This window comes from Laceyella sacchari, from assembly GCF_004343255.1.
In the GTDB taxonomy this organism is placed as follows: Bacteria; Bacillota; Bacilli; order Thermoactinomycetales; family Thermoactinomycetaceae; genus Laceyella; species Laceyella sacchari.
On sequence record NZ_SMDD01000002.1, the window covers coordinates 236,129 to 256,619 of the forward strand.

The window sequence follows — 20,491 nt, forward strand, 5'->3', positions numbered from 1 at the left end:
GACGGAACCCTGCCGTTAAGAGAACGGAAGCGTGGCGCGTAAGGGTCGAGGTTCCGAAAATTTGCCGCAAAATTTTTTACTGTAGGACATCGAAAAAAGAACGGGCGTTTTCTACGGTAGATTCCGTAACCGTCCGGGTTTCTGAGATTGTAGAGGAGTTTTGACGGTCAGGCCGCATATATCCACAGAGAGTAGCCCCGGGGTTTTTGGAACGATATCTAAAACCGATTCATTAACGACTGAACGGCGCGCAATACGCATTAATTATCGTTTAATTAACCGTTAATCATCGCTTGCATTAGCGCTTTCGATGGTGTCGACTATCAATAGTCTATCAATTGGGCGTACCCACTTGACAGTATGATTGACTATCGATAGTATAATACTTGACAGTCTATCAAATACACCTATCAAAAATGGAAGGGGAAACGGATTATGATTTACGGTTATGCGCGGGTATCTACGAAAGACCAAAGTTTAGACGTCCAAGTCGAACAACTGCGAGCATACGGCGTAGACGACGTGGTAATGGAGAAGGTGAGCGGCAGGAGCGTAGACCACCGGACAGGTTTTAAATCGCTACTGGGTAGGGTTAAAAAAGGGGATACCATCGTTGTCACGAAATTAGACCGCTTTGCTCGCTCGACGAAAGACGCGCTAGAGACTATCGAATACTTAAACGATAAGGGCGTAGGCTTAGTCATCCTTAACTTTGGCGGAATGAACGTAGACACGACGACGCCTACCGGAAAACTAATGATAACGATGTTTTCCGCTGTCGCTGAATTCGAGTTAGGCATTATTAAGGAACGACAACGCGAAGGCATCGCTAAAGCCAAAGAACGCGGCGTATACAAAGGACGGCCTAAACGCTATACCGCTAATCATGCCGGATTGGCACACGCTTTAGAGCTTTACCAGAACCGAGACACGAACGGGCTAACCGTTAAGAAGATAGCGGAGATAACGAATATTTCGGAGGCAACTATTTACCGTGAAGCTCGGAAGTTACGGAAGGGGTGCCTATAATGAATATTAATTTTGATAGGATTATACCTGTTGAAGACGTATTACATCCGGGTTTTGCTTATTGGTTAAGAAAACATGATTTAAGCCATTCAATCAGCGGCCTATATTTCTTTTACAATGACACGGGAAACCTACTTTATATAGGATGGTCAAGCGACCTTACAAAACGGGTTCGCACTCATTTGAAGGGTAACGCTAATACAAAACGCTTCATCGCAGAAGTCGCGGAAGTCCGCCTATTATTCGCTGATTCTTTTGACGCATTCCGCGAGCAGTACCCCGAATGTTGCGAAGGTGTAGATATCGAATATTACCTTATTGAAAAAATGAGTCCAAAATACAACGATGCACGACCGAGGCCAAAGGTGCACCCTTAAAATTACCATAAAATAGGCGGTGCAAACCCGTTGAAAATAGCGGCTTTTCGGCATCGCCTTTTTAATAACGCTTCTTATTTCGTCTGTACGCTATCGAATTTAGCGGGCAGGTACTCTAGGTATCCTCGCATATAAACAACGCTTAGAATATATAGCGCTGGACATCCGCTATTTACCAACCCCCTAGGATTTCCGGCCGTCCATCCGCCGGGTGCCCGAGGCTGGTATTTACGTCGTTTGTCGGTATCATCTGACGGTATCCTAACGGTGTTTATCGCTGTCTATATAGGTATCATGGCCGTATCTCATCCGCTAAACCCGAACGATTTTTAGCCAGGCATCCGTTGGTCAATGCCTTAAATCCGAACAATTAGACGGACTGCAACCGTAAACCCCTAGAATTCACGAAAACATAACGTTAGCTCACGAAAGATACCGAAATATAGCGTTTTCTAATAACTTACAGTTTACCGTACCGTTATTGCGTTTGCTTTAACGATAATAATTGACCCGTCGGTCAAATAATCGGTGTTATCTTAGTTTGCGATACAAACCGTTTATAGTCATCCCCTACCGATATCTTCCGCACTCTTCTGGTTCTCTTCCGGTCTGATAACGAATGATAACGGTAGAGAAGAGGAGGTATTAACGTCCCCGCCTGCTTTCTTCGTATAGGCGGCGAAACTCGTCGCGTAAGACTTCAAATGGCGGCAGGTGGCGCCAGTTTTCACCGTTTAAGATTCCGTATTAATAAGCGCTAACTTTGCTAATTGACGTAACCGGAACGCCCGCCGCCTCGAATTCGTCCCATTTAGCGGCATAGTCCGGGTCAGCATCTTTTAACTGGCTGAATACCCCGCTTAATTTGTTAAACAACGTACCCGAATTAGTCGCGAAGTGGCACTCCGTTGCGGTAGCGGTAACAAGCGCCTCCCCGGTTGGTTTGGCGCTTTAATCTTCGTCGCTATTAGAGCGGAAAATTCGCCCAAGCACCGGGCTTAGTTCCGCCGGACGTTTCGCCGCGTTATGGTTCGGGTTTACACAGTGCTTATTCCCGCAAGTACTAGTTAAGCGGTACCCGTCCGGTATCTGACCGTTATACAACTCGTAAATATATCTATGGACGTAGACAACCCGCCCACCGCGTCTTATTTGAGGTTTTGCAAGTTTCGGGTTATGCCCGCAAAAAATCCAATGACCGTCTTTATCTATCTCGACTTCTATAGGTTTAGCATTGAAATGCGGTGTACCCCGTTCCGGGATAACGATTCTATTTCCGGGTGAGGAACCCGTAATTGTATCGTGATAATTGATATTTGCGTGTTTGCGTTCTTCTCTCATGCGCCGCACCTCCGCTTAATAATCCCTTCGCTAACGTCCCAATAAATACCGCGCCGCCTACAATCAAAATTTCCATATTTCCCATCTCTCCTACGCCTTTATTCGCGTCTGTTTTATTAGAGTTTACTTACCGAAGAACTTAAAGAGTTTCGCCCATCCGCTGGAACCGTGTACCGAATTCCGGGGCGGTAACTTCATCGGAGGGTTACCCATCGGTTTATTCGTTGGTATTACGCTACGTCTAGCCCCGACGCCCCCACGCTCTACGACGCGCGAACCGCCTTCATTCATCCCTAGCGCCTTTTCTGCCGCTTGTCGTCCGATGTCATATAACGCCTTTTTAACGTTGCTAGACGGCATATAAGCGCGTGGGTTCAGGGTCACTGGGTCTACGTAAGCAGGGCGGGCGTCTAGCTTCAATTCACGCCACAACCGTTCAACCGCGTCTTTTAGTTCTTCTTCGCTGTCTCCCGTAATTCGTTCCGCCCAATATTCCCGTTGTTCATCAGGTATGTTATACTCGTTCATCAGGTCATTTTTTACCTTATCTAGCCATTTCGTTTTGAAGGGCGCGAGCCGTTCAAGCTCCGCCCGTAGTTTCTCAATCTCGACTTGCGCGTTCATGTGTTCTTTCCGCAGTGCGGTGTATTGTTCTATTTCGATAAATCCGCGCTCCGCGTTATCATTCCGGTCTGTCATCCGTTAGCACCTCCGTTTAGAAGTTAAAGCGGCTTGCGTCGTTGCGTTTTACGGCCATCTTATATAAGCGGTAGTTGGTAAGCGGGTCATTCTGTTTAATCGCCGCCAATTGACGAAGTTTTAAATCGTATTCATTTTGCTTATGCGCGGATTTCAACTCCGCATGAATTTTACCGAGCTTCTCTTTAATCCGTGTCTTGCTGTTCCCTGCGGCTCCTTCTGTCAAAGCGGCGGCAATCCGACCAAAGCGACGCAGAAGGGTTAACCGCTCGTTGTCGTCCATCGCGGATACCTTAATAGCGAGCAAATCCGCTAATCCTTCTTTGTCGTCCGTGTATTGCGCTTCTGCAATGAGGTTATCGGCGTAGGCGTTAACAGTTTCCGACGCTTTGAACGGTACGGAAAGCGATTCCCGCGCAAGCTCCCGCTGAAGTTTCGTAAGTTCTTCCGTGTATTTCTGTTTTAATGCGTTCATATCTTCTTCGAGAATCGCCTCAAGCTGTCGGAGTTGAAAGCGGCGCTCCGCCTCGTTGTCCGCGTAACGCTCGTGGTGTTTGATTTCGTCGTATTGCTTTTTGAATTGGTTCAAGCGGTTATCGATAGTAACGGAAATCGCTTCGAGTGCAGGGAAGGAAACGCTAGAGGCTTTGCCCTCTTTAATTAACGCTTCCGCGCGATGTTGTTCTACCGTATAGATATTTCCGCGTTCGTAACGTCTTCCGTCTTGTGCCGTCGTGCTTTCCGTTACGAAAACGGATTGCTCAACCATTTTCTCTCCGGTTTCTTGGTTAACGTGAATCGTTTGGCTTTTCATAAATATCTACCTCCGAAAATTTGTTATTAGAGTACTAGCCCCGTTTCCGGGTCGTTGTTGATTAACTCAGCGTCTTTAATGGTAACGCCGTATTCTTGCAGTCGTTGACGTGTGATTTTCGTTAGTGGGAAGTTGTTCCTACGCTGTGAAAAATCCTTATGAAGCGGAATAAAATTCGTCTTAAGGCTGATATACTTGCCGCCGTGTTCCGCTACAACCTTCGCCGCCTTGTCTAGCGTCGAGTGACAAATCCCCGATTTATGCATGTAGAGCGATTCAAAGGTTATAATGTCTATCTCATTACCTTCCGCGTCGGTAATAAGCGCAACAGCTTTCAGCCCTCCGTCACGGATAAGGCGTAAATCGATAATGTATTCTTTACTCATCGTTTATCGCTCCCTTTGTTTTCTTGTAAGCGCGCTTCCAGATACGCAATGTAATACTTCAAATCGGCTATCTTCTGTTTCTCGCGGGCTAGCCGCTTCTTCACGATTTCGTTTAACTCGGCTTGTGTAAATAGTCGTTGTTCCGGCTCCTTACCGTTTTCCATGCGTCATACCTCCCGTTTAATCGGTTTCGTTGTATTTAAAAAAGGCTCCCGGTGTTTAATCGGAAAGCCTTTTAACTCATGCTTTGTTCTAGATACTGCGCGACTAACGGAGAGTGTCCATATCTTTCCTTCTTATGCTCCGCTGTAATTACTTCGCGCTGTTCCTCTGCCGTTGGCATCATCCAATGAGAGATACCATATTCTTCAAATAGGCGCTTACGCTCTTCGCGTGATAGTTCCCAATACTCTTTAGGACTCGTCGGAATTCTCATTCTCCGTCCCCTTCCGTTACAGCGTCGTATACTAGTGATTGCATGGCTCGCAGTTGTAAGATTATTTCATCCGTGAGATTATACGTTTCACAAATCCGCGTAGACATGCGATACGGAACGCCGCGCGGGGCACCGTAATATTTATAGAAGTGCGCCCGACTGTACCCGGCCTTTTCCGCAAATTCTTGCTTACTAACTCCTAAAATTCCGATTAACGTATCTATGTCTTTTTTCGTCAATTTCACAGTAACCATCGATTTCAGCCTCCCTTATTTATTGCGCTTCTTGCGTCGAAGCTCTAAACGTTTTGCAAGGTCGAACAGCTTATACAGACCGTCATTTTTATCGATATTTCCGCGTAGAATAACGAGAGGGTTAATCGCCCACATTTCGCGGGAACCAGTGCGGGTCTGCATCAATACGAAGTCATCGCCTAGTTTCAGCCCGCGCAGGACGGAACCAATTTTCTTTTCATGGTAGTCAAGCGCTTCGGCTAATTCTTTCAGCGTCATTGGTTCCAGCTTGTCGCGGTCTTCTTCCTGCGGTTTTTTGCAAATTGTGTTAGTTTTTAAGTGGACATACGGAAGCAGTTTATAAATAATCGCTAATTGCTTTAATCCTTTGTTAGAAGCGCCGTGCGTCTCGAACAGTTCCCGCATGATATCGACAAATAGTCGAGTAAAAATCAGGTTTTGGCGAATAAGGTGGTCAGCGCTACCTTTCGTGAAGTGGTTTAAATCGATATGGTACGCCTCGCCGTCAAAAGTTAACACGCCGCTTTCTAGCGCTTCTTGTTTAAACCGATAAAACACCGCTCTAGAACAGCGAAGCAAATTCATCATATCGGCATCGGTCATTACGCCGCGTTTACCGTACATGATACGGGTATCATCGTGTTTTAAATATGTCGCTAGATACATCAATCTAACTAACGTCGGGGCGCTCACCTTTTCTTTTAATGCGCTGTGAAATGCCATAAATACGAACCCTCCTAACAGTTCGTTAAATTCGCCTTGTTCGTCGCGGCGTTTAGCGTATTTAACCTGATTCTCCGTATAGTTCGGTGATAATTTGACCATGTAAGTTACGTCTTCGCCTGTTTCAGGGTCGATAACGCGATAGTTTTGGATTTTTTGAAGCAGTTTTCGGTTAATATCTCTACGTTTCATCGCTTACACCTCGTTTGAGTTTTTTACGGGTCGCCGCCCGTTACTGCGAAATTAAAAATCATTTATGTCACCCCTCTTTAAAACGTTCACTATACAGTACTGGATAGTGCGCCGTTTCGCACAGCTTCGGGGTAACTTTTTTCATTAAAAAAGCGCCGAACCGGAATTAACGGAATCGGCGTGCAAAAATCTCAGTATCAAATATCGACTGTTAGACGCGGTAACTTTTTCGATACCATACACGCCCTTTCGTGCAGTGCCCGAACCTCAATAGTGGCGCGGGTTTCGGGAATCGTAAAAATGAAGGTAACTTTTTCGAGACTAAACGGGCTTTTTAAGGTAACTTTTTCGAGACACCCTAAAATCACGGAACCGCAACGGTGGCGCGGGATTCAGCGAATTTTGCCCGCTAGAATCTCTCTTAATCTTTAGGGGTAACTTTTTCCGCTCAGCCGGGTGGTTGGTTAGGCGGTTTTACTTACCGTTAATAAATATGTTTATTAGGAGTAGTTAAGCGAGCCGTAAGGCGAGCTTACCCCCGCTAGGGGGTTATATCTTCTAAGAAGATAACTATAAGGGCTTCGCCCTGCCATCCTTCGCTACGCTTCGGCTGGCTACTAACTTCTTATCTTTCCGGTATATCTTTGTTTAAAAGATACCGCTCAATAGATACCGATAGCCGCGCCTTCCGCTTTCATAACGCTATCTAACGCTATCTATCACTTTTAGCGGTATAGTATGTCGGTATAGCGCAAAAGAAAAAGCGCAGGCCACGCGGCCTACGCCTTCATAACGTATGAAATACCTTATTGACGCTTCCTAACGGTTCCCCGCTCGGTGTTGCGCTGGATAATGAAGCGTTACACGGATACAAGTAAGCGATAAACGAGTAAAAAACGATTAAGATTATTTGTGATACGGGTTAACCCCGCTCACCTCGAAAAAATACCTCTCTAATACGACAAAAAGCGTTTGAGCCGATTTTAAAACCCCTGCCTGATATTTGTCAAAAAGTGTTCACATTTAAACCGTCTATCTTGCGGAAAAATACTCTCTCATACCTACATACGCATTTTGGGTCAGAATGCAAGGGCGGAACCGAAAAAAGTTAAATTTTTTTCGTAGCCCCGCCCGTTTGCGTGCCGCTGTTAACCCCGCTTAAGTGCGCGGGTAACGAACATACGCGCCTTAGTACGTATAACCGCGCTTGTGAACTCTTCACCGTCACCCTTCCGAGGGTCGAATTTAGCGCAATACTTTCGTAGTTCCCGCTGTAGGTAGTTTTCTAGCGCCTCTGCGTCTAGCGCCGAATACTTCCGGCTCATCTCGCTGATGGCCGATTTAATAGCGTCCTGCGCGTTGCTGAATACTTGCGCTTGTTTCTCTGTTAACATTTAAATCACCCTTTCGGTAATGGAAATGTATTTATAGTAAGGCGTGGTGTGCGCCATTTACTCGTTATCCGGCTAATCCGAGTTCCTCTTCTAGTTGTTTCTTCGCGTTGCCTGCCTTCCACTCGGAACAGCCCGCCAGCTTCGCCAATCCGCGACGGGTCGGAACTTTTCCCGTTCTCTTGTATTCGTGTACCGCCCACTCATACGGCGTGGTAGGTTTGTCGGTTTGGTCGGTCTCCTCGGTTCCATCCGCTTGGGCGGTTTCGTCGTTTTGGGTGGTTTGGGTGGCACCCGTTGGCTGGTCGGTTGGTTGGTCGGTTACCTCCTCCGGTTGTTCAGGTTGGGTGGTTCCTCCTGGTTGATTGGTCGGTTGGTTGTTATTCGTTGGTCGGTTGGTTGCTTCCGCTTGGGTGGTTGGTAGCGGTTGGGCGGATTCTTCCGACTTGGCGACGTCTTGGGCGGTCTCATCCGCTTGATTGGTTTGGGCGGTATCCGCTACTTGGGCGGTTTCATCCGGTTGGTCGGCTTTGCCGTTGTCTTCTGGCTGGTCGGTTGGTTGGTCGATTCCATCCGTTTGGGCGGTTGGTTGTTCCGGTTGATTGTTCGGTTGGTCGGCCTGTTCCCGTTGGGTGGTTGGATGGTTTGGGCGGTCTGGTTGCTCCGGTTGGTTGTGGTGGTCTGGGCGGTCGGTTGGGTTTTTTGGCTGGTCGTTTTCCGCCTTCTTCTCCGGTTCCTGTTCCGCGTTCTCGTCCGCCTTCTTCGTGGCGTTAGTCATAATCGCTTCCATAATCAAAACGGCGGAGACTATAGAGCTTCCGAGCAACCACCCGTCAATTCCGTATTTATATGTGGCGGCGATATTAGCCCAGCCAACAAGCGCGACGCCTTGAATAAATCCCAGGTATGCGGGAGTTCCTGGCTTATACCCGCGTAGACGTGCCGCCGCTAGATTGATTCCCCCGACAATGAACATTGTTTCGCTCATAATGGTAGCAACCCACGCCTGTCTAGACGTGTACCCTACGCCAACGAATAAATCGTGAGTATGATGCAGACTCAACCAAGTAGCGCACCCCAGAACTAACAAGGCCGATAGAGCGTTTAACAGTTTCATATTATCTCCTCCATATCCACTGTTAAGCGTATTTGTTTTAGTCCGCCATATCAGGCGTAATATTCACATCCGGTCATAGTCTCTTCATAGAGAGCGTCTAAACAGTTGCGCAAAACTCCGTTATAATAGCCCGTCAAAGAGCGTACTTTTCCTTTCTTGAATGCCTTAAATGCTTCTCTTAACGCATACAATCCTATGTCGGTTAGCTCGTTAATGTCGTAACCAGAGCGTAACCATTTAATATTCATCAGAAACACGCCGTAAATTTTGTATAACAATTTTTTATCTCCTGTACGATTGAGTACTAGACTTTTGAATCGGTTGTACGGGTTTTTTCTAGAAAAACGTTTATTAAACTTCTCTATGATGCTTTTAGAAATTACTGCTTCGTCGTCATTTTCGACGGTCTTATCGCTTGTCTCGCTTGGCTGTTCCGGTTCTTCCCGTTGTGACAAATGCGCTGTGTCACTAGTAGAATATGGCAATAGAATATATAAATTCGAGCCGTAGCCGCCCGCTTTTTCTCGTAATACGTTCTTCTTCGCAATAATGCGCAATTCGATGAGTCGGTCAATCGCGCGGATAACCGTCCGGCGACTGATTCCGATACTTTCGGCTAAAGTGTCATGTTTAATGAACGCGGTACCGCAGAATTTGACCGCGTAGCGTGCTAGTAGCTTATAAACGGCGATAGCGTTTTTATTAAGTAGATGCGTTTTATGGTACAAGTGCTTGGCGACGGTTCCGTTTAAGTGTTCAACGTTTTTGAATAGCGAGTATTTCTTCGCGAGTTGCGCGTAGTTATTAGCGGTTTTATTAGCGGTTTTGTTTGCGGTTTTGCTCATGCTGTCGGCTCCCCTTTACCGAGAGCCCCGACTAACACACGATTATTAGTGTAGCGGTATTGAAGCATATCCCGCCCACTTGCTATAATAAAAACCTCTTTAATGTGTTTTGTGTCGTTGTGTGTCGTCGGGCTTATGCTCGGCGCTTTTTTTTATGTCTGAATGGCTAAACTCGGATATTTTGTATAGGCGAAAACTTGGCGTGTGTCTTCGATATGTCCGCGTCGGTCATCTGTACATATCGCCGAACCATTGAGATGGAAGAATGACCTAGAATCTTCTGCAATGACATTACGTCGCCGTTATTCAGAAGGTATTGCGTCGCAAAGCTATGACGTAGAACGTGCGGCGATACTTTCCGCGTAATCCCCGCTTCTTCCGCGTACCTCTTTAATCGCTTGCGGAATATCTCCCGTTCTAGCGGATTCCCGTAGACCGTGCAGAACAGATAAACGCAATCTATTTCCTTTACCTCGGCTATTAGCTCTTTTAGTAACCGCCCGGTCTTGAGGCTGAACGGTACGAACCGGAATTTACCGCTCTTAGCGTTCTCGGCTTTAACGGTAATGTTTTGTGTCTTAAAGTCGATATCATCAGCGGTAAGCGCGAGTGCCTCACTGATTCTCAACCCGGTGTCTAGTAGTAGAACGATTAGAACGTAATCCCGAAATCCAGCGAATCGCTTAGTATCAGGAATGCGTACCAGCCGCTTTATTTCATCCATCGTTAGCGCCTCTACCGCGTCCACGGGTTCTTTAACGAGCTTGACAGCATGGAAAGGGTTGTCATCGGTGTATTTTTCGGATTTTAGGAAGTTAAAGAAATCGCGCAAATGTTTCAAATGCGTGTTAACCGTGGAAGGCGATAAACCCGCCGTTTTATAGTCGTCATCGACAAATTGGTTATTTTCGTGTTTTACGTGGTTATACCGTAGATAGGAAATGAACTCCCGAACGGTCTGAACGCTTAACGCCCGCAAGGGTACATCTTGATGTCCGTTGTCTTCGACGAACTGTAAGAACTTGTTAACGGCTAGCCGCTTGTTAGTTAACGTGCCTTTCGCGGTGCCCTCCGCTTGTTTGGCGTAAATGTACATTTCGGATAGTTCCGGTAGGCTTGCTAACGTTTCATTAGAACGACTTAACGCCCGCTCTAGCTTCGCGCGGCCGCGTCTTCCGTTTTTCGGCAATAAAAAAACCCCCTTAACACGCGCAAATAACGTGTCAAGAGGGTTAATGTCGGCACAAAAAAGTGTACCGCTACCCTACCGAGTGAATGAACGTTAACACTCCGGTAAAATAACGGTACACCAACGCTTTTAAACCGTGTGGTGGAGCATAGCGGGCTCGAACCGCTGACCTCTACACTGCCAGTGTAGCGCTCTCCCAGCTGAGCTAATGCCCCGTGTTCAATTGACTACAATAGTTATTGTATCCAGATGGAACACCAATGTCAACAACAAAATATCCATTCCGGAAAAGTTATTTTCTTTTACTATTGAAATATATTATCCACCTGAGTCGAGTTACAATCCCACCTCGGTTTCTTCCTTTCATCACAGCAGGCCCCTCGATCATCCCAAGATTCAGACTTTGCAAAATTCCCCTCTGCATCTATGCGGCATGGTATGATGCTTACAGGAGGTTTGTCGACATGGAAAAGTTACTCACTCAATCTAAACCATTACAAGAAAACGGGTTCATTCGTTTCGACCTTAAACAATTGTGGTCATATCCGACACTGGGAGAAGAGTTGTCACAATTGCAACAGGCGTTCGCCGATCTGCCGCCTGATCCTTATGCACCGAATCACACACGTTTCCGCCGCTATTCTCGGGCTATTATCTTGCCGTGGGATGGCACTTTTTACTGGCTACCAAACCATGTCCGGGAAGATGGCGTGGAAGTCTGCGAATATTTTCAAGGGACCTTCAATGCCGAACATGTGGATACCTACCGGGCATTCGCGCCGCTGTCTGAAGCCACAAAGGCAAATCCCCTGTTACATAACATCATCCTCCATGATTATGAGCAAACGTTTTGGGATACGCGCGAATTGGTGATGCCCATTCATGTCGGTGTGCATTTGGTCAATTTTCTTGTGAAACCGGGCGAAGAAGCATTCGCATCCCCCAACCACATCCATCAGGACGGCGAGCCGTTCACATTTGCTCATCTGATCACATACCGCAATGTGAAGGGTGGCCTTAATGCCATTGCCCATCCTGACTGTACTGGCAAGCAGTTGGATGAGGTTCCGGAACATCTGATTCACACGCGATTCACGTTGACCGAACCCCTGGACTCTTACGGCGTTTGCGACAGGATGGTCAGCCACTATGTCAGCCCTGTCACTTGCGGCCCCAACGGCAACATCGCTGAGCGCGGCATGTTGCTGATCGATTATACGCCGACGGTGATTGCAATCACATAAGATAGCGTAATTGAATGGAGAAAAAAGTTCCATTAGCAAACGATAAAAAAGCCCACGGCAGGTTGTTCCGTGGGCTTTTTACTAATAGAGCAAATCTTCCAGATTGAATTCGTCTGATTTTTTCTTTTGCAATTCTTGCTTGTGCCACTTTGCATCGGCGACGGCCACTTTGTTTAATTGCATCGTATCATTATAGCTGAGCACCGCCACATGCTCTCCCAATTGGTAATAAGATTGCTTCACTTCTCTTTTGACCGGATTGCCAAACACCTTATTCACTCCGGCAATTTTCCAATGATTATCTTTTTGCTCCACTTCGATTCGTGTCAGTCTGTCTTCATGGAAAGTTAATCTGATCGCTCGATTCTTGTATTCATAACCGATGCGTTTGATTTTCTGCTCTTTATCTTGCTCTTCATACACCAAGTCCTTGCCGCAGGTGGTCAGCACCTGGTCATAAGAAGCACCCAAAGCGCCACAACCATATGCCGGCAAATCCCCAGCCTGCATGTATTGCTTCAGCTTTTGCGCTGCGGATTCCCCACCAGCCAAGGGCAGCTCTTTATCCGGGCTCGCTTTGTATTCCTTTTGCAACGCCGGAACGGATTTGTTCTCTCCCTTTGGTCTGATGTTGCTTCCTTCCAAGCGGATGGTGCGCAACAACCGCTTGTCTGGATCATACACGAAGGTCACTTTGTTCTTGCCCACAGGATAGGCATATTCGCTCACTTCATCATTAAGTCCATTGTGTTTTGTGTCATTGAACTCTTTTTTTACCTTATTGAAAGTCACCTGTGAGAAAGCAGGATCAGTCACTTCCATCTCCGTCAACACTTCATTGGTGAAGAAATACGTCACCGACCGACCTGCTTCCCCTTTGATCCGCACTTCATGTCTCAATTCAAACGGGGCAGTCGTCGATTGCGAACGCAATTGATACACATAGTTGGGGCACTCTTTCATCACTTCATCCAAGTGATCCCCCAGTGCGCCGCAATCGCCGTAGATCAATTCATTCTTCTGCGCCAATCGTTTTGTCTTCACCTCTACCGGCTCATTACCGGCAATCTGCATCACCCATTGGTTGGTTTGATCCTCGAACGCAATCAGAATTATACTCAAGATCCCCGGGATCAACAGCACGCCAAAGACCGCGGACAACCATTTCTTTTTTTTCGACATGATCATTTCCCTCCCTTGCCATTAACGATAGGTTTGTTTCTCTTTAAACTCCCTTTTGATATAGCCAAAATTCGGCTCAAACATATCAGCTCGGCGCAACCAGATGTCTTGGCACTTGTTTTCGCTGAAAGAGAACGTAATCTCTTTCCCATCTATCTTGTATGTAAGATAAAGGGATTTGCTATCTAAGAACGTACTTTCTTTCTCCTGCATCGGCTTACCAAACACTTGCTTCACTTGTTCTGGGGTGATAGCGAGCGAAGGTCTCTCCACCGTTTTAAAATTTTTCTCAGAATAAGAGAAAGTGTTCACAGAAATGGAAGCCAATACTCCACGATAAAACTTGGTCTTGATCTCTCTGTTTTTAAAGGCCCAATTCACATATTGAGTTTCTTCTCCCATGTCGTAACCCTTTGCAGATACGAGGGCGCCACACTTCTTGTATACCTCTGCCAAACTGCTTCCCAACGGGCCACAGTCGTAATTGATCATGTCCCCTTTGTCAAAGGCGGCCTTCAGCTTGAGCACCGCATCCATGCCGCCACTCGCTTCTTTGTGAGCAGGTGCCCGATGAACTCGGTTATAAGGATCATACTTCTTGACATAAGGGTATTGTTTGGGATCTTCTAACTCGATTTGTAACAACTTTTTGTTATCCTTGCGAACAGTAAATTTTAATTCTTGTCCGCCTTCCATGTTGTATGTGTATGTTTGCGTTTTTATTTTCTCTTTGCCCTCTGTTTTCTCAAATTCAAACGGCTTATTATTTGTTACGCCAAACGTGCGCTGGATATCGTCCAACGTCGTCGACTGAAACATGTTGTCAAGCACAGAGATCCGTTTCAATCTCTCATTATTAAAATCAAGTAAAATGATATGATGATCGCCTTTTTGATAGCCCAGAGTTTGAGTTATCGCATCAGAGAGGAGCGTTCTTCTACTCAATGCAGGTTCACCACAGTTGTCCACCACACCGCGCACGGTAGAGCCTAACACACCGCAATCGTAATGGATCAAGTTCCCATCTTTAACCAATCGTTTCAATTGATCCATCTCGGTTTCTTTCGCCTGTTCTATTCCCAACAGATCCCATACCCATTCTTTTGCTTTTCCCTCGTATGCCGTCAATACGATCGACATCACCGTAGGAATGAGAATCACCCCGAACAAAAACGAGAAAAAGCGCTTCAAACGCTTGCGCTTCGGCTTGTCCCGATTTACCGGCTTGTACTCCAGTGCATCTTCAACCTTCTCTTGCATCAAATCATCATTGATATCATCCGACACAAAGCGACGGCCCATCATACTCACTCCTTTTCCATGTTTCTCCTGACATTCCTTCATTTTAGCAGAAAACCAAACTAAAAACAGTTGCAAAAATTAAAATAAAAAATGAAAAGACACTCTTTCCTTATTGGATGAGTGCCTATGTTCCGGTCACGTCCCACCAGTAAACCATTTGGGGACGTTTCTATGGGATAAGCGCATAGAACAAGGCGACAAGACCATATTCCCGCTTGCCGCCTTACTAAAACTATCGATTTAACGTATAGCCTGCGTCAATCAAAAACATCGCATCACGTACGGACTGATACATCCCGCGATCCGCCTTAACATATTTGGCCAATCCCAAATCCTCCACCGCATCCGGTTCGCGGGCGTGAGCCGTAAGCAAGGCTTCGGTCAACTTCGCCCGCAACTGGGCATCCATCTCCGGGTGGGCAGCGATGGGTGAGCCAGGAATTAACTCTGATTTCCAAAGAATGGTCAAATCATCTGGGCTGATCTCTCCGCTTTTCAACATTTGCTCATAGGATTGATTGTCCAGCGCCCCTGCCACAGCCCGGCCGCTCTTCACCGCTTTCGCCACCGCGTCATGACTTCCCATGAACCGTGCTTCACTGAAGAATTGGTGCGACTGGATATGCAATAATTGAAAGTAGGCATTGGGCATCAAAAAGCCGGATGTGGATGTGCGATCCACGAATGCAAACGGCTTGTCCCGCAAGTCTGCGATCGAAGTGATGCCATTGCCCCGGCGGGTGACAATCAAGCTACGGTATCCACTTCCCGTTTTTGGATATGATTCCATCACCAAAGGAACGGCGCCGATTTCTTTCTCCGCTTTCACAAAAGAATAAGCACCAAACAGGGCGAAATCAATCTTCCGTTCCTTCATTGCCGCAATCACGTCGTCATAATTGTTCGGCATATACAATTCAATGTCAACGCTCAGCTCTTTCTCCAAATAAGCAATAAGGCTTTCATAACGCTCGCGCATCTCCGCAGAATCCCCCTTGGGTACTACGCCCATGCGCAAAGTGACATCACTCTTGGCACCCGCCAACGAGCTGCAACCTGCTAACACAATTAATAAAATCAAACCGGATAATAACCAGATAAGTCCTTGACGTTTCATACCTTCCGCCTCCCGCAGTTACAGGGGTCATCATATCCCTTGAACCAGTGTAAGGGAAGATCCCCAAAAACACACGAACAAAATCCCCCTTCTATTCCGTTTATTACCATTTTCGAGCACTTCAAAAAAGCCTCGGGACTTGACTGACCAGTCAAATCAAGCGATGGCGCAAATAAAGGATTTTTTTTGAAATGATATGGGTATATGCCTAGGAGACCGCCTAATGAATAAAAACAGCTGAAGAAGCCACGTTCAAAAACCTTTTCATCACTTCAAAGCCTGAAAAGGCTCATTGGGTACAAGGTTTACTACTGGTGGTCGTAGATTGTAAACTATACACCTCCTTCCCATTTATGATATAAGATTCTTCTCTCAATTTACCTTTTCTGCTTCTTTCTACATGTCCACTACACTTGTTACCAGATGTACATCAATCAAAAGAAGTTACTATCGGCTTTCCTTTTTGCTCGGCCACAGCGATCGTTCTGTCAGTGGACACATCATTATTGATTATCCATTTTTGTTGATCCTTATCATAATAAAGGTGAATCTCTCGCACTGGATCTCCATCGAAAGAATCGGAGGGATCGCGGAATGTTTGCATCATTTCGACAATGACAGAAAACTCTTCATTTCCGCTGTATGTAGCGTTCACTTTCCCATCCAAATAGATCTTGGTGCCTTTAATATCTATGCGTAACCCTGGGTCGGCGTTCTCGATTTTCAACCGCAGCTTGTCCATTTCATACGCTTCCCAGTCAACATTCTTCATCAGGGAAGGATCACGCCGATTAATGGCATCTTCTTTTTGCTTGGCATAGGTGTTTATCACTTGCACCAAGGTGTGGGCAACTTCCTTCGAGTTTACCCATTGTTCATGTTGTTGCGCACGTTTGTCTTCCTCTATAAAATAATCGCTTGCTACACCAAGGATGCTAAACACTTGCACACATCCTCCCACATTCAAAAACAAGAGAAAAACAAGGCCCCACTTAAACAATTTGTCATGTGTTTGATACTTGAAGACCATCCGCCCGATTAAGGTTCCCAATGCCCCACCGAGCAGAGACCATAAAAACAGACGCCCTCCGGAAGGTCGGAAATAGGCAAAAGTTCTCAACCGTTCTTCTTCTTCAATTGATTCTTGATTCCGCTCCCGCCCCACCAGGAGGAAACAGTACACATTAATAAAGATGACATATAATACAGGGATGACATAGAAAAACACAGTCGGTCCCATTCCATTGAAAAAGAAAAAAAACAATACCAGCGGAAAGATGATCGAAACAACACAGATGGCTAAAAACATAAATAGACATCCATGAAAACGTGATACACCTGGATCTCGTGACATCATGCTATCCTCCACTCCCACTGCATCTTTGTATCAAGATACATTTAACAACCGTTGTATTGCAAAGAAAATCTATGCATGCAATACTGATTGTTATAAAAACAAATATATTATAACTGATTTTGTCATTCTAACATGAATTTATTCGTATGCTTAGCCTTTTCTATCTCCACAATCTAATGAACAGCCCACCTTCATTAATTCCTCTCCATTCTTTTTCGCACAATAATTTACTTTTTTCCAAAAAACGATCACAATATATAAACACGTTGAACTTTATTCAAAATAATTATAAATTGTATATGTTATATAATTAACAATTTCAAATGCGTAGAGAACATATGACTTGAGTGCCTGGGGTACATTCAAGGATGACCTGGCAAAAACCACTGTGTCCTTTATTCGTGCTTTCAATAAAAATGTTCAGGTGTATTACGAAAAAGAGCTCATTCTCAAGTTTGCCTTGGTCGAAAAAAACGGGAACTAATATATATACTAATGAGACAATCGTCAATGAAACCTTACAGAAAGATGTGATGAAAAATGGTACGACGTGTCTGGCGGTATGACTATGGACTTGGAACGATTTATGCCGAGTTGGACAAAAGCAAAACCTCGATGATGGATCTAATTCAGAAAGCATTCGCTATTGCAGATGACTTCGGATATATCAGTCGAGTCGAAATCACCACTGAATCAATTGGCGAAGATGCATTTGTTGAACAATATAATGTACAAGGAACAGGAGCATTTAAACCAATCGATCAGTTACATATCACAACTAAAGCCCCAACTGAAGAATTCATTGCATTTATAGAAAAACATCCTGATGTTAGAAAGCTTAATTTCTCATTAAGTACAACCGGAGTAGATGATCATGGTCGCACTGTTCTTATAGGTGGAGCCGTAAATCTGACTATCTATCTTGAACCTGACGAAGAGTGGGGCATGAACATCTTTATCAATACAGATATTTTCATCCCCTTGTTTTGGATCAAAGATGCCCGCACAGAAGCAATGGCCGAAACTAACGCTCCTGTCCTGAAACGATTACTTGAAAATTGCTTAACCCGCTTCCCTGTCACCGAATGGGAGTGGTTAGACACCTTGTATTACACAGAAACATATCTTAATCAATCCGTTAAGTAAACTACTATCAACAGCGAGGCAAACATGTATCAACTAATAAGTTATACACTGCACATCGTGAAGATGATACAGCGACCCTATACAGAAAGGTGTGATGAAAATTGGCAATACGTATCTGGCGTTATAACTATGGTCTTGGAACAATCTATGCCGAGCTGGACAAAAGCAAAACCTCGATGATGGACATAATCAAGAATGCATTCGCCATAGCGGAAGATTTTGGATTTATCAGTCGAGTCGAAATAGCTACTGAATCAATCGGTGAAGATGCATTTGTTGAACAATATAATGTGCAAGGAACAGGAGCGTTTAAACCAATCGATCAGTTACATATCACTACCAAAGCCCCGACTGAAGAGTTTTTAACCTTTATAAAAAAACACCCTGATGTCAATGAACTTTGCTTCTCATTAAGCACAACAGGAATAAACGATAAGGGCCAGACTGTTCTAATAGGCGGAGCCGTGGATCTAATCATTTATCTCAACCCCGACGAAGAGTGGGGGATGAACATATTTATCAATACAGATATTTTCGTCCCTTTGTCTCGGGTAAAAGATTCTTGTACTGAAGCAATGGCAGAAACAAATGCCCCTGTCCTGAAACGATTGCTTGAAAACTGCTTAACACTCTTTCCTGTCACCGAGTGGGAGTGGCTTGACACCCTATATTATACGGAAACGTATCTTAACCTTTCCGTAAAGAACAAGTAACCTACTATCTAATAGCAAGACGAACATCTATTGACACCTAAGCTACCTGTTTATCGAGATGCTGCACAGACCAAACTTGATTGGGAAGCTCACAGAGTAGCCTCTTTTGAAGACAGAATGCAGGCGCTCAGACCTTATCTTACAGGCTACGCGGAAGAAAAATTCATTAACTTTAGAAATAATTCTTCTAGCAAAAAAATGAAGCAGCTTGGCTGGGAACGGTCGGTGAGATCGAGTTCCTAGAGCGTCAAGTTTTTGAAAATAAACAGATCGTTGAAGTATTAGAAGACGACCGTGATATACACATTTATCCAGATACCAAAATTTCAAACCCTGTTTTTCTAATTGAACAAGAAATATATGAAGTGAAAGGGATCAATAACATTTCAGGGAAAAAAGTGCAATCACTGGTCAATTGGAAAAAGCCAATACAAAAATAAAAAGCTCCGGCTATGATACGCCTACTTATACTGATGATCAACAGCCACAGGGCATCGCATCGCTGCAATTTATCGGGAAAGAGCTAAAGTTGTCGCTTCGACCTTTACCAAAGCAAACCGGAAGCCGAGCGCAACCGGATTGAGCAGGAAATGCAAGAGCAGAAGAAAAAGAAAACCGCTCCAGTAAAAGAAAGAACAACAGAAGACACTTCAGATGGATGGAATTCGCTGAGTGATGTTATTGATGAAATCACTGAGCTTGATTTGACTGCAATGGAATCTAAGCAAGAGAAAGAAGCGGAGTCCATCGAAGCGGCTTTGGCCGAAATTAAGCGCGAGTTGGATGATTTGGATAAGTCTGGATTATTTGCAGTGGACAACAACCAATCTGCAGGTTAATAACACCAAAGGCAGGAACAACCATGTCTGTTATGGTTTCCTGTCTCCGAGCGTAAAAAGCTCTTTAAGGAAACTTTTGTCGATTTCTACATCATCTGAAATATTCACAAAAACATATTTTAGATTATAATTGAATTATTAAATTAAAAAGGTGTGATGAAAATTGGCAATACGTGTATGGCGTTATAACTACGGACTTGGAACGATTTATGCCGAGTTGGACAAAAGCAAAACCTCGATAATGGATCTGATTCAAAAAGTATTCAGTGTAGCAGAAGACTTCGGATATATCAATCGAGTTGAAGTAACCACCGAATCAATCGGTGATGACGCTTTTGTTGAAACCTATAATTTACAAGGGGTAGAACCATTTGAACAACCAATTGAAAAGTTGAATATTACTACCAAAACACCGACAAAAGAACTCATTGCGTTTGTAGAAAAAAATCACGATGTCAGCAGGCTTTACTTCTCCTTATGCACCACCGGTATAAATGAATATGGAAACACCGTTCTTTTGGGACGTGCCGTACAACTAGTCCTCTTTCTTGAACCTGACGAGGAGTGGTGGATTAATATCCATATTAATACTGACATTTTCGTTCCATTCTTTTGGGAAAAAAATGACTGCACAGAAGCAATGGCACAAAAAAACGCCCCCATCCTGAAGCAATTGCTTGAGAATTGCTTAACCCGCTTCCCTGTCACCGAGTGGGAGTGGCTTGACCCTCTGCCTTATATGGAAGAATATCTCAAACTATCCGTTAAGTAATCTACTATCAACAGCGAGGCGAACAT

At 45.0% G+C, this 20,491-nt stretch carries 22 protein-coding genes and 1 tRNA gene; 7 read left to right on the forward strand and 16 right to left on the reverse strand.

What is annotated here, in order from left to right:
- The first annotated feature begins 435 nt into the window (after nt 1-435).
- Together EDC32_RS08260 and EDC32_RS08265 are read left to right on the forward strand one after the other, a co-directional pair.
- Nucleotides 436-1,029: a recombinase family protein gene (locus EDC32_RS08260; RefSeq protein ID WP_106343015.1), complete on the forward strand. Its 594-nt coding sequence runs from the start codon at nt 436-438 to the stop codon at nt 1,027-1,029.
- The gene (locus tag EDC32_RS08265; protein ID WP_106343014.1) at nt 1,029-1,406 is read left to right on the forward strand and encodes a GIY-YIG nuclease family protein; all 378 of its coding nucleotides are present in this window, start codon (nt 1,029-1,031) and stop codon (nt 1,404-1,406) included. The genes EDC32_RS08260 and EDC32_RS08265 overlap by 1 nt, the downstream gene beginning before the upstream one ends.
- Before the next feature lie 951 nt (nt 1,407-2,357).
- On the opposite strand, the gene EDC32_RS08270 is transcribed toward EDC32_RS08265, so the two are convergent.
- The 12 genes from EDC32_RS08270 to EDC32_RS08320 all read right to left on the reverse strand — a co-directional run bounded on the left by EDC32_RS08270 (nt 2,358) and on the right by EDC32_RS08320 (nt 11,008).
- Nucleotides 2,358-2,747: an HNH endonuclease gene (locus EDC32_RS08270; protein ID WP_106343013.1), complete on the reverse strand. Its 390-nt coding sequence runs from the start codon at nt 2,745-2,747 to the stop codon at nt 2,358-2,360.
- 123 nt (nt 2,748-2,870) lie between these two features.
- Nucleotides 2,871-3,446: a hypothetical protein gene (locus EDC32_RS08275; protein ID WP_132221350.1), complete on the reverse strand. Its 576-nt coding sequence runs from the start codon at nt 3,444-3,446 to the stop codon at nt 2,871-2,873.
- A gap of 16 nt (nt 3,447-3,462) precedes the next feature.
- A complete protein-coding gene (locus tag EDC32_RS08280; RefSeq protein ID WP_132221352.1) occupies nt 3,463-4,260 on the reverse strand; it encodes a hypothetical protein in 798 nt (265 codons plus the stop codon).
- Between the two features lie 26 nt (nt 4,261-4,286).
- Entirely contained in the window at nt 4,287-4,646 is a 360-nt protein-coding gene (locus EDC32_RS08285) for a hypothetical protein (protein ID WP_132221354.1), read from the reverse strand.
- Nucleotides 4,643-4,810: a hypothetical protein gene (locus tag EDC32_RS16355; RefSeq protein ID WP_158283289.1), complete on the reverse strand. Its 168-nt coding sequence runs from the start codon at nt 4,808-4,810 to the stop codon at nt 4,643-4,645. The genes EDC32_RS08285 and EDC32_RS16355 overlap by 4 nt, the downstream gene beginning before the upstream one ends.
- 71 nt (nt 4,811-4,881) lie before the next feature.
- Entirely contained in the window at nt 4,882-5,082 is a 201-nt protein-coding gene (locus EDC32_RS08290; RefSeq protein WP_106343009.1) for a hypothetical protein, read from the reverse strand.
- Nucleotides 5,079-5,336 carry a helix-turn-helix domain-containing protein gene (locus tag EDC32_RS08295; protein ID WP_132221356.1) on the reverse strand — a complete coding sequence of 86 codons (258 nt, stop codon included), beginning with the start codon at nt 5,334-5,336 and terminating at the stop codon, nt 5,079-5,081. Before EDC32_RS08295 ends, EDC32_RS08290 begins: the two co-directional genes overlap by 4 nt.
- Before the next feature lie 15 nt (nt 5,337-5,351).
- Entirely contained in the window at nt 5,352-6,251 is a 900-nt protein-coding gene (locus EDC32_RS08300) for a hypothetical protein (RefSeq protein WP_132221358.1), read from the reverse strand.
- A 1,458-nt stretch (nt 6,252-7,709) separates the two neighbouring features.
- A complete protein-coding gene (locus EDC32_RS08305; RefSeq protein ID WP_132221360.1) occupies nt 7,710-8,759 on the reverse strand; it encodes a hypothetical protein in 1,050 nt (349 codons plus the stop codon).
- A 50-nt stretch (nt 8,760-8,809) separates the two neighbouring features.
- A complete protein-coding gene (locus EDC32_RS08310) occupies nt 8,810-9,604 on the reverse strand; it encodes a helix-turn-helix domain-containing protein (protein WP_132221362.1) in 795 nt (264 codons plus the stop codon).
- A 166-nt stretch (nt 9,605-9,770) separates the two neighbouring features.
- Nucleotides 9,771-10,793 (reverse strand): tyrosine-type recombinase/integrase, encoded by a 1,023-nt coding sequence (locus tag EDC32_RS08315; RefSeq protein WP_132221364.1) that lies wholly within the window; start codon nt 10,791-10,793, stop codon nt 9,771-9,773.
- 139 nt (nt 10,794-10,932) lie between these two features.
- Nucleotides 10,933-11,008, reverse strand: a tRNA-Ala gene (locus EDC32_RS08320).
- Nucleotides 11,009-11,257: 249 nt separating this feature from the next.
- Between EDC32_RS08320 and EDC32_RS08325 the strand changes: the two genes are divergently transcribed.
- Nucleotides 11,258-12,037, forward strand: a complete 780-nt coding sequence (locus tag EDC32_RS08325; RefSeq protein ID WP_132221366.1) for a 2OG-Fe dioxygenase family protein — start codon at nt 11,258-11,260, stop codon at nt 12,035-12,037.
- An 81-nt stretch (nt 12,038-12,118) separates the two neighbouring features.
- Here EDC32_RS08325 and EDC32_RS08330 read toward each other — a convergent pair whose 3' ends face one another.
- The 4 genes from EDC32_RS08330 to EDC32_RS08345 all read right to left on the reverse strand — a co-directional run bounded on the left by EDC32_RS08330 (nt 12,119) and on the right by EDC32_RS08345 (nt 16,947).
- Nucleotides 12,119-13,219 carry a hypothetical protein gene (locus EDC32_RS08330; protein WP_132221368.1) on the reverse strand — a complete coding sequence of 367 codons (1,101 nt, stop codon included), beginning with the start codon at nt 13,217-13,219 and terminating at the stop codon, nt 12,119-12,121.
- A gap of 21 nt (nt 13,220-13,240) precedes the next feature.
- Nucleotides 13,241-14,521 (reverse strand): hypothetical protein, encoded by a 1,281-nt coding sequence (locus EDC32_RS08335; protein ID WP_132221370.1) that lies wholly within the window; start codon nt 14,519-14,521, stop codon nt 13,241-13,243.
- Nucleotides 14,522-14,753: 232 nt separating this feature from the next.
- The gene (locus EDC32_RS08340) at nt 14,754-15,638 is read right to left on the reverse strand and encodes a phosphate/phosphite/phosphonate ABC transporter substrate-binding protein (RefSeq protein WP_132221372.1); all 885 of its coding nucleotides are present in this window, start codon (nt 15,636-15,638) and stop codon (nt 14,754-14,756) included.
- Nucleotides 15,639-16,068: 430 nt separating this feature from the next.
- Nucleotides 16,069-16,947 carry a hypothetical protein gene (locus EDC32_RS08345; protein WP_132221374.1) on the reverse strand — a complete coding sequence of 293 codons (879 nt, stop codon included), beginning with the start codon at nt 16,945-16,947 and terminating at the stop codon, nt 16,069-16,071.
- A gap of 588 nt (nt 16,948-17,535) precedes the next feature.
- Between EDC32_RS08345 and EDC32_RS08350 the strand changes: the two genes are divergently transcribed.
- The 4 genes from EDC32_RS08350 to EDC32_RS08365 all read left to right on the forward strand — a co-directional run bounded on the left by EDC32_RS08350 (nt 17,536) and on the right by EDC32_RS08365 (nt 20,465).
- Nucleotides 17,536-18,141, forward strand: a complete 606-nt coding sequence (locus EDC32_RS08350) for a hypothetical protein (protein WP_132221376.1) — start codon at nt 17,536-17,538, stop codon at nt 18,139-18,141.
- 101 nt (nt 18,142-18,242) lie between these two features.
- Nucleotides 18,243-18,854: a hypothetical protein gene (locus EDC32_RS08355; protein WP_132221378.1), complete on the forward strand. Its 612-nt coding sequence runs from the start codon at nt 18,243-18,245 to the stop codon at nt 18,852-18,854.
- A 590-nt stretch (nt 18,855-19,444) separates the two neighbouring features.
- Entirely contained in the window at nt 19,445-19,693 is a 249-nt protein-coding gene (locus EDC32_RS08360) for a hypothetical protein (protein WP_106342995.1), read from the forward strand.
- Nucleotides 19,694-19,856: 163 nt separating this feature from the next.
- Nucleotides 19,857-20,465, forward strand: a complete 609-nt coding sequence (locus EDC32_RS08365; RefSeq protein WP_106342994.1) for a hypothetical protein — start codon at nt 19,857-19,859, stop codon at nt 20,463-20,465.
- Nucleotides 20,466-20,491: the final 26 nt, after the last annotated feature.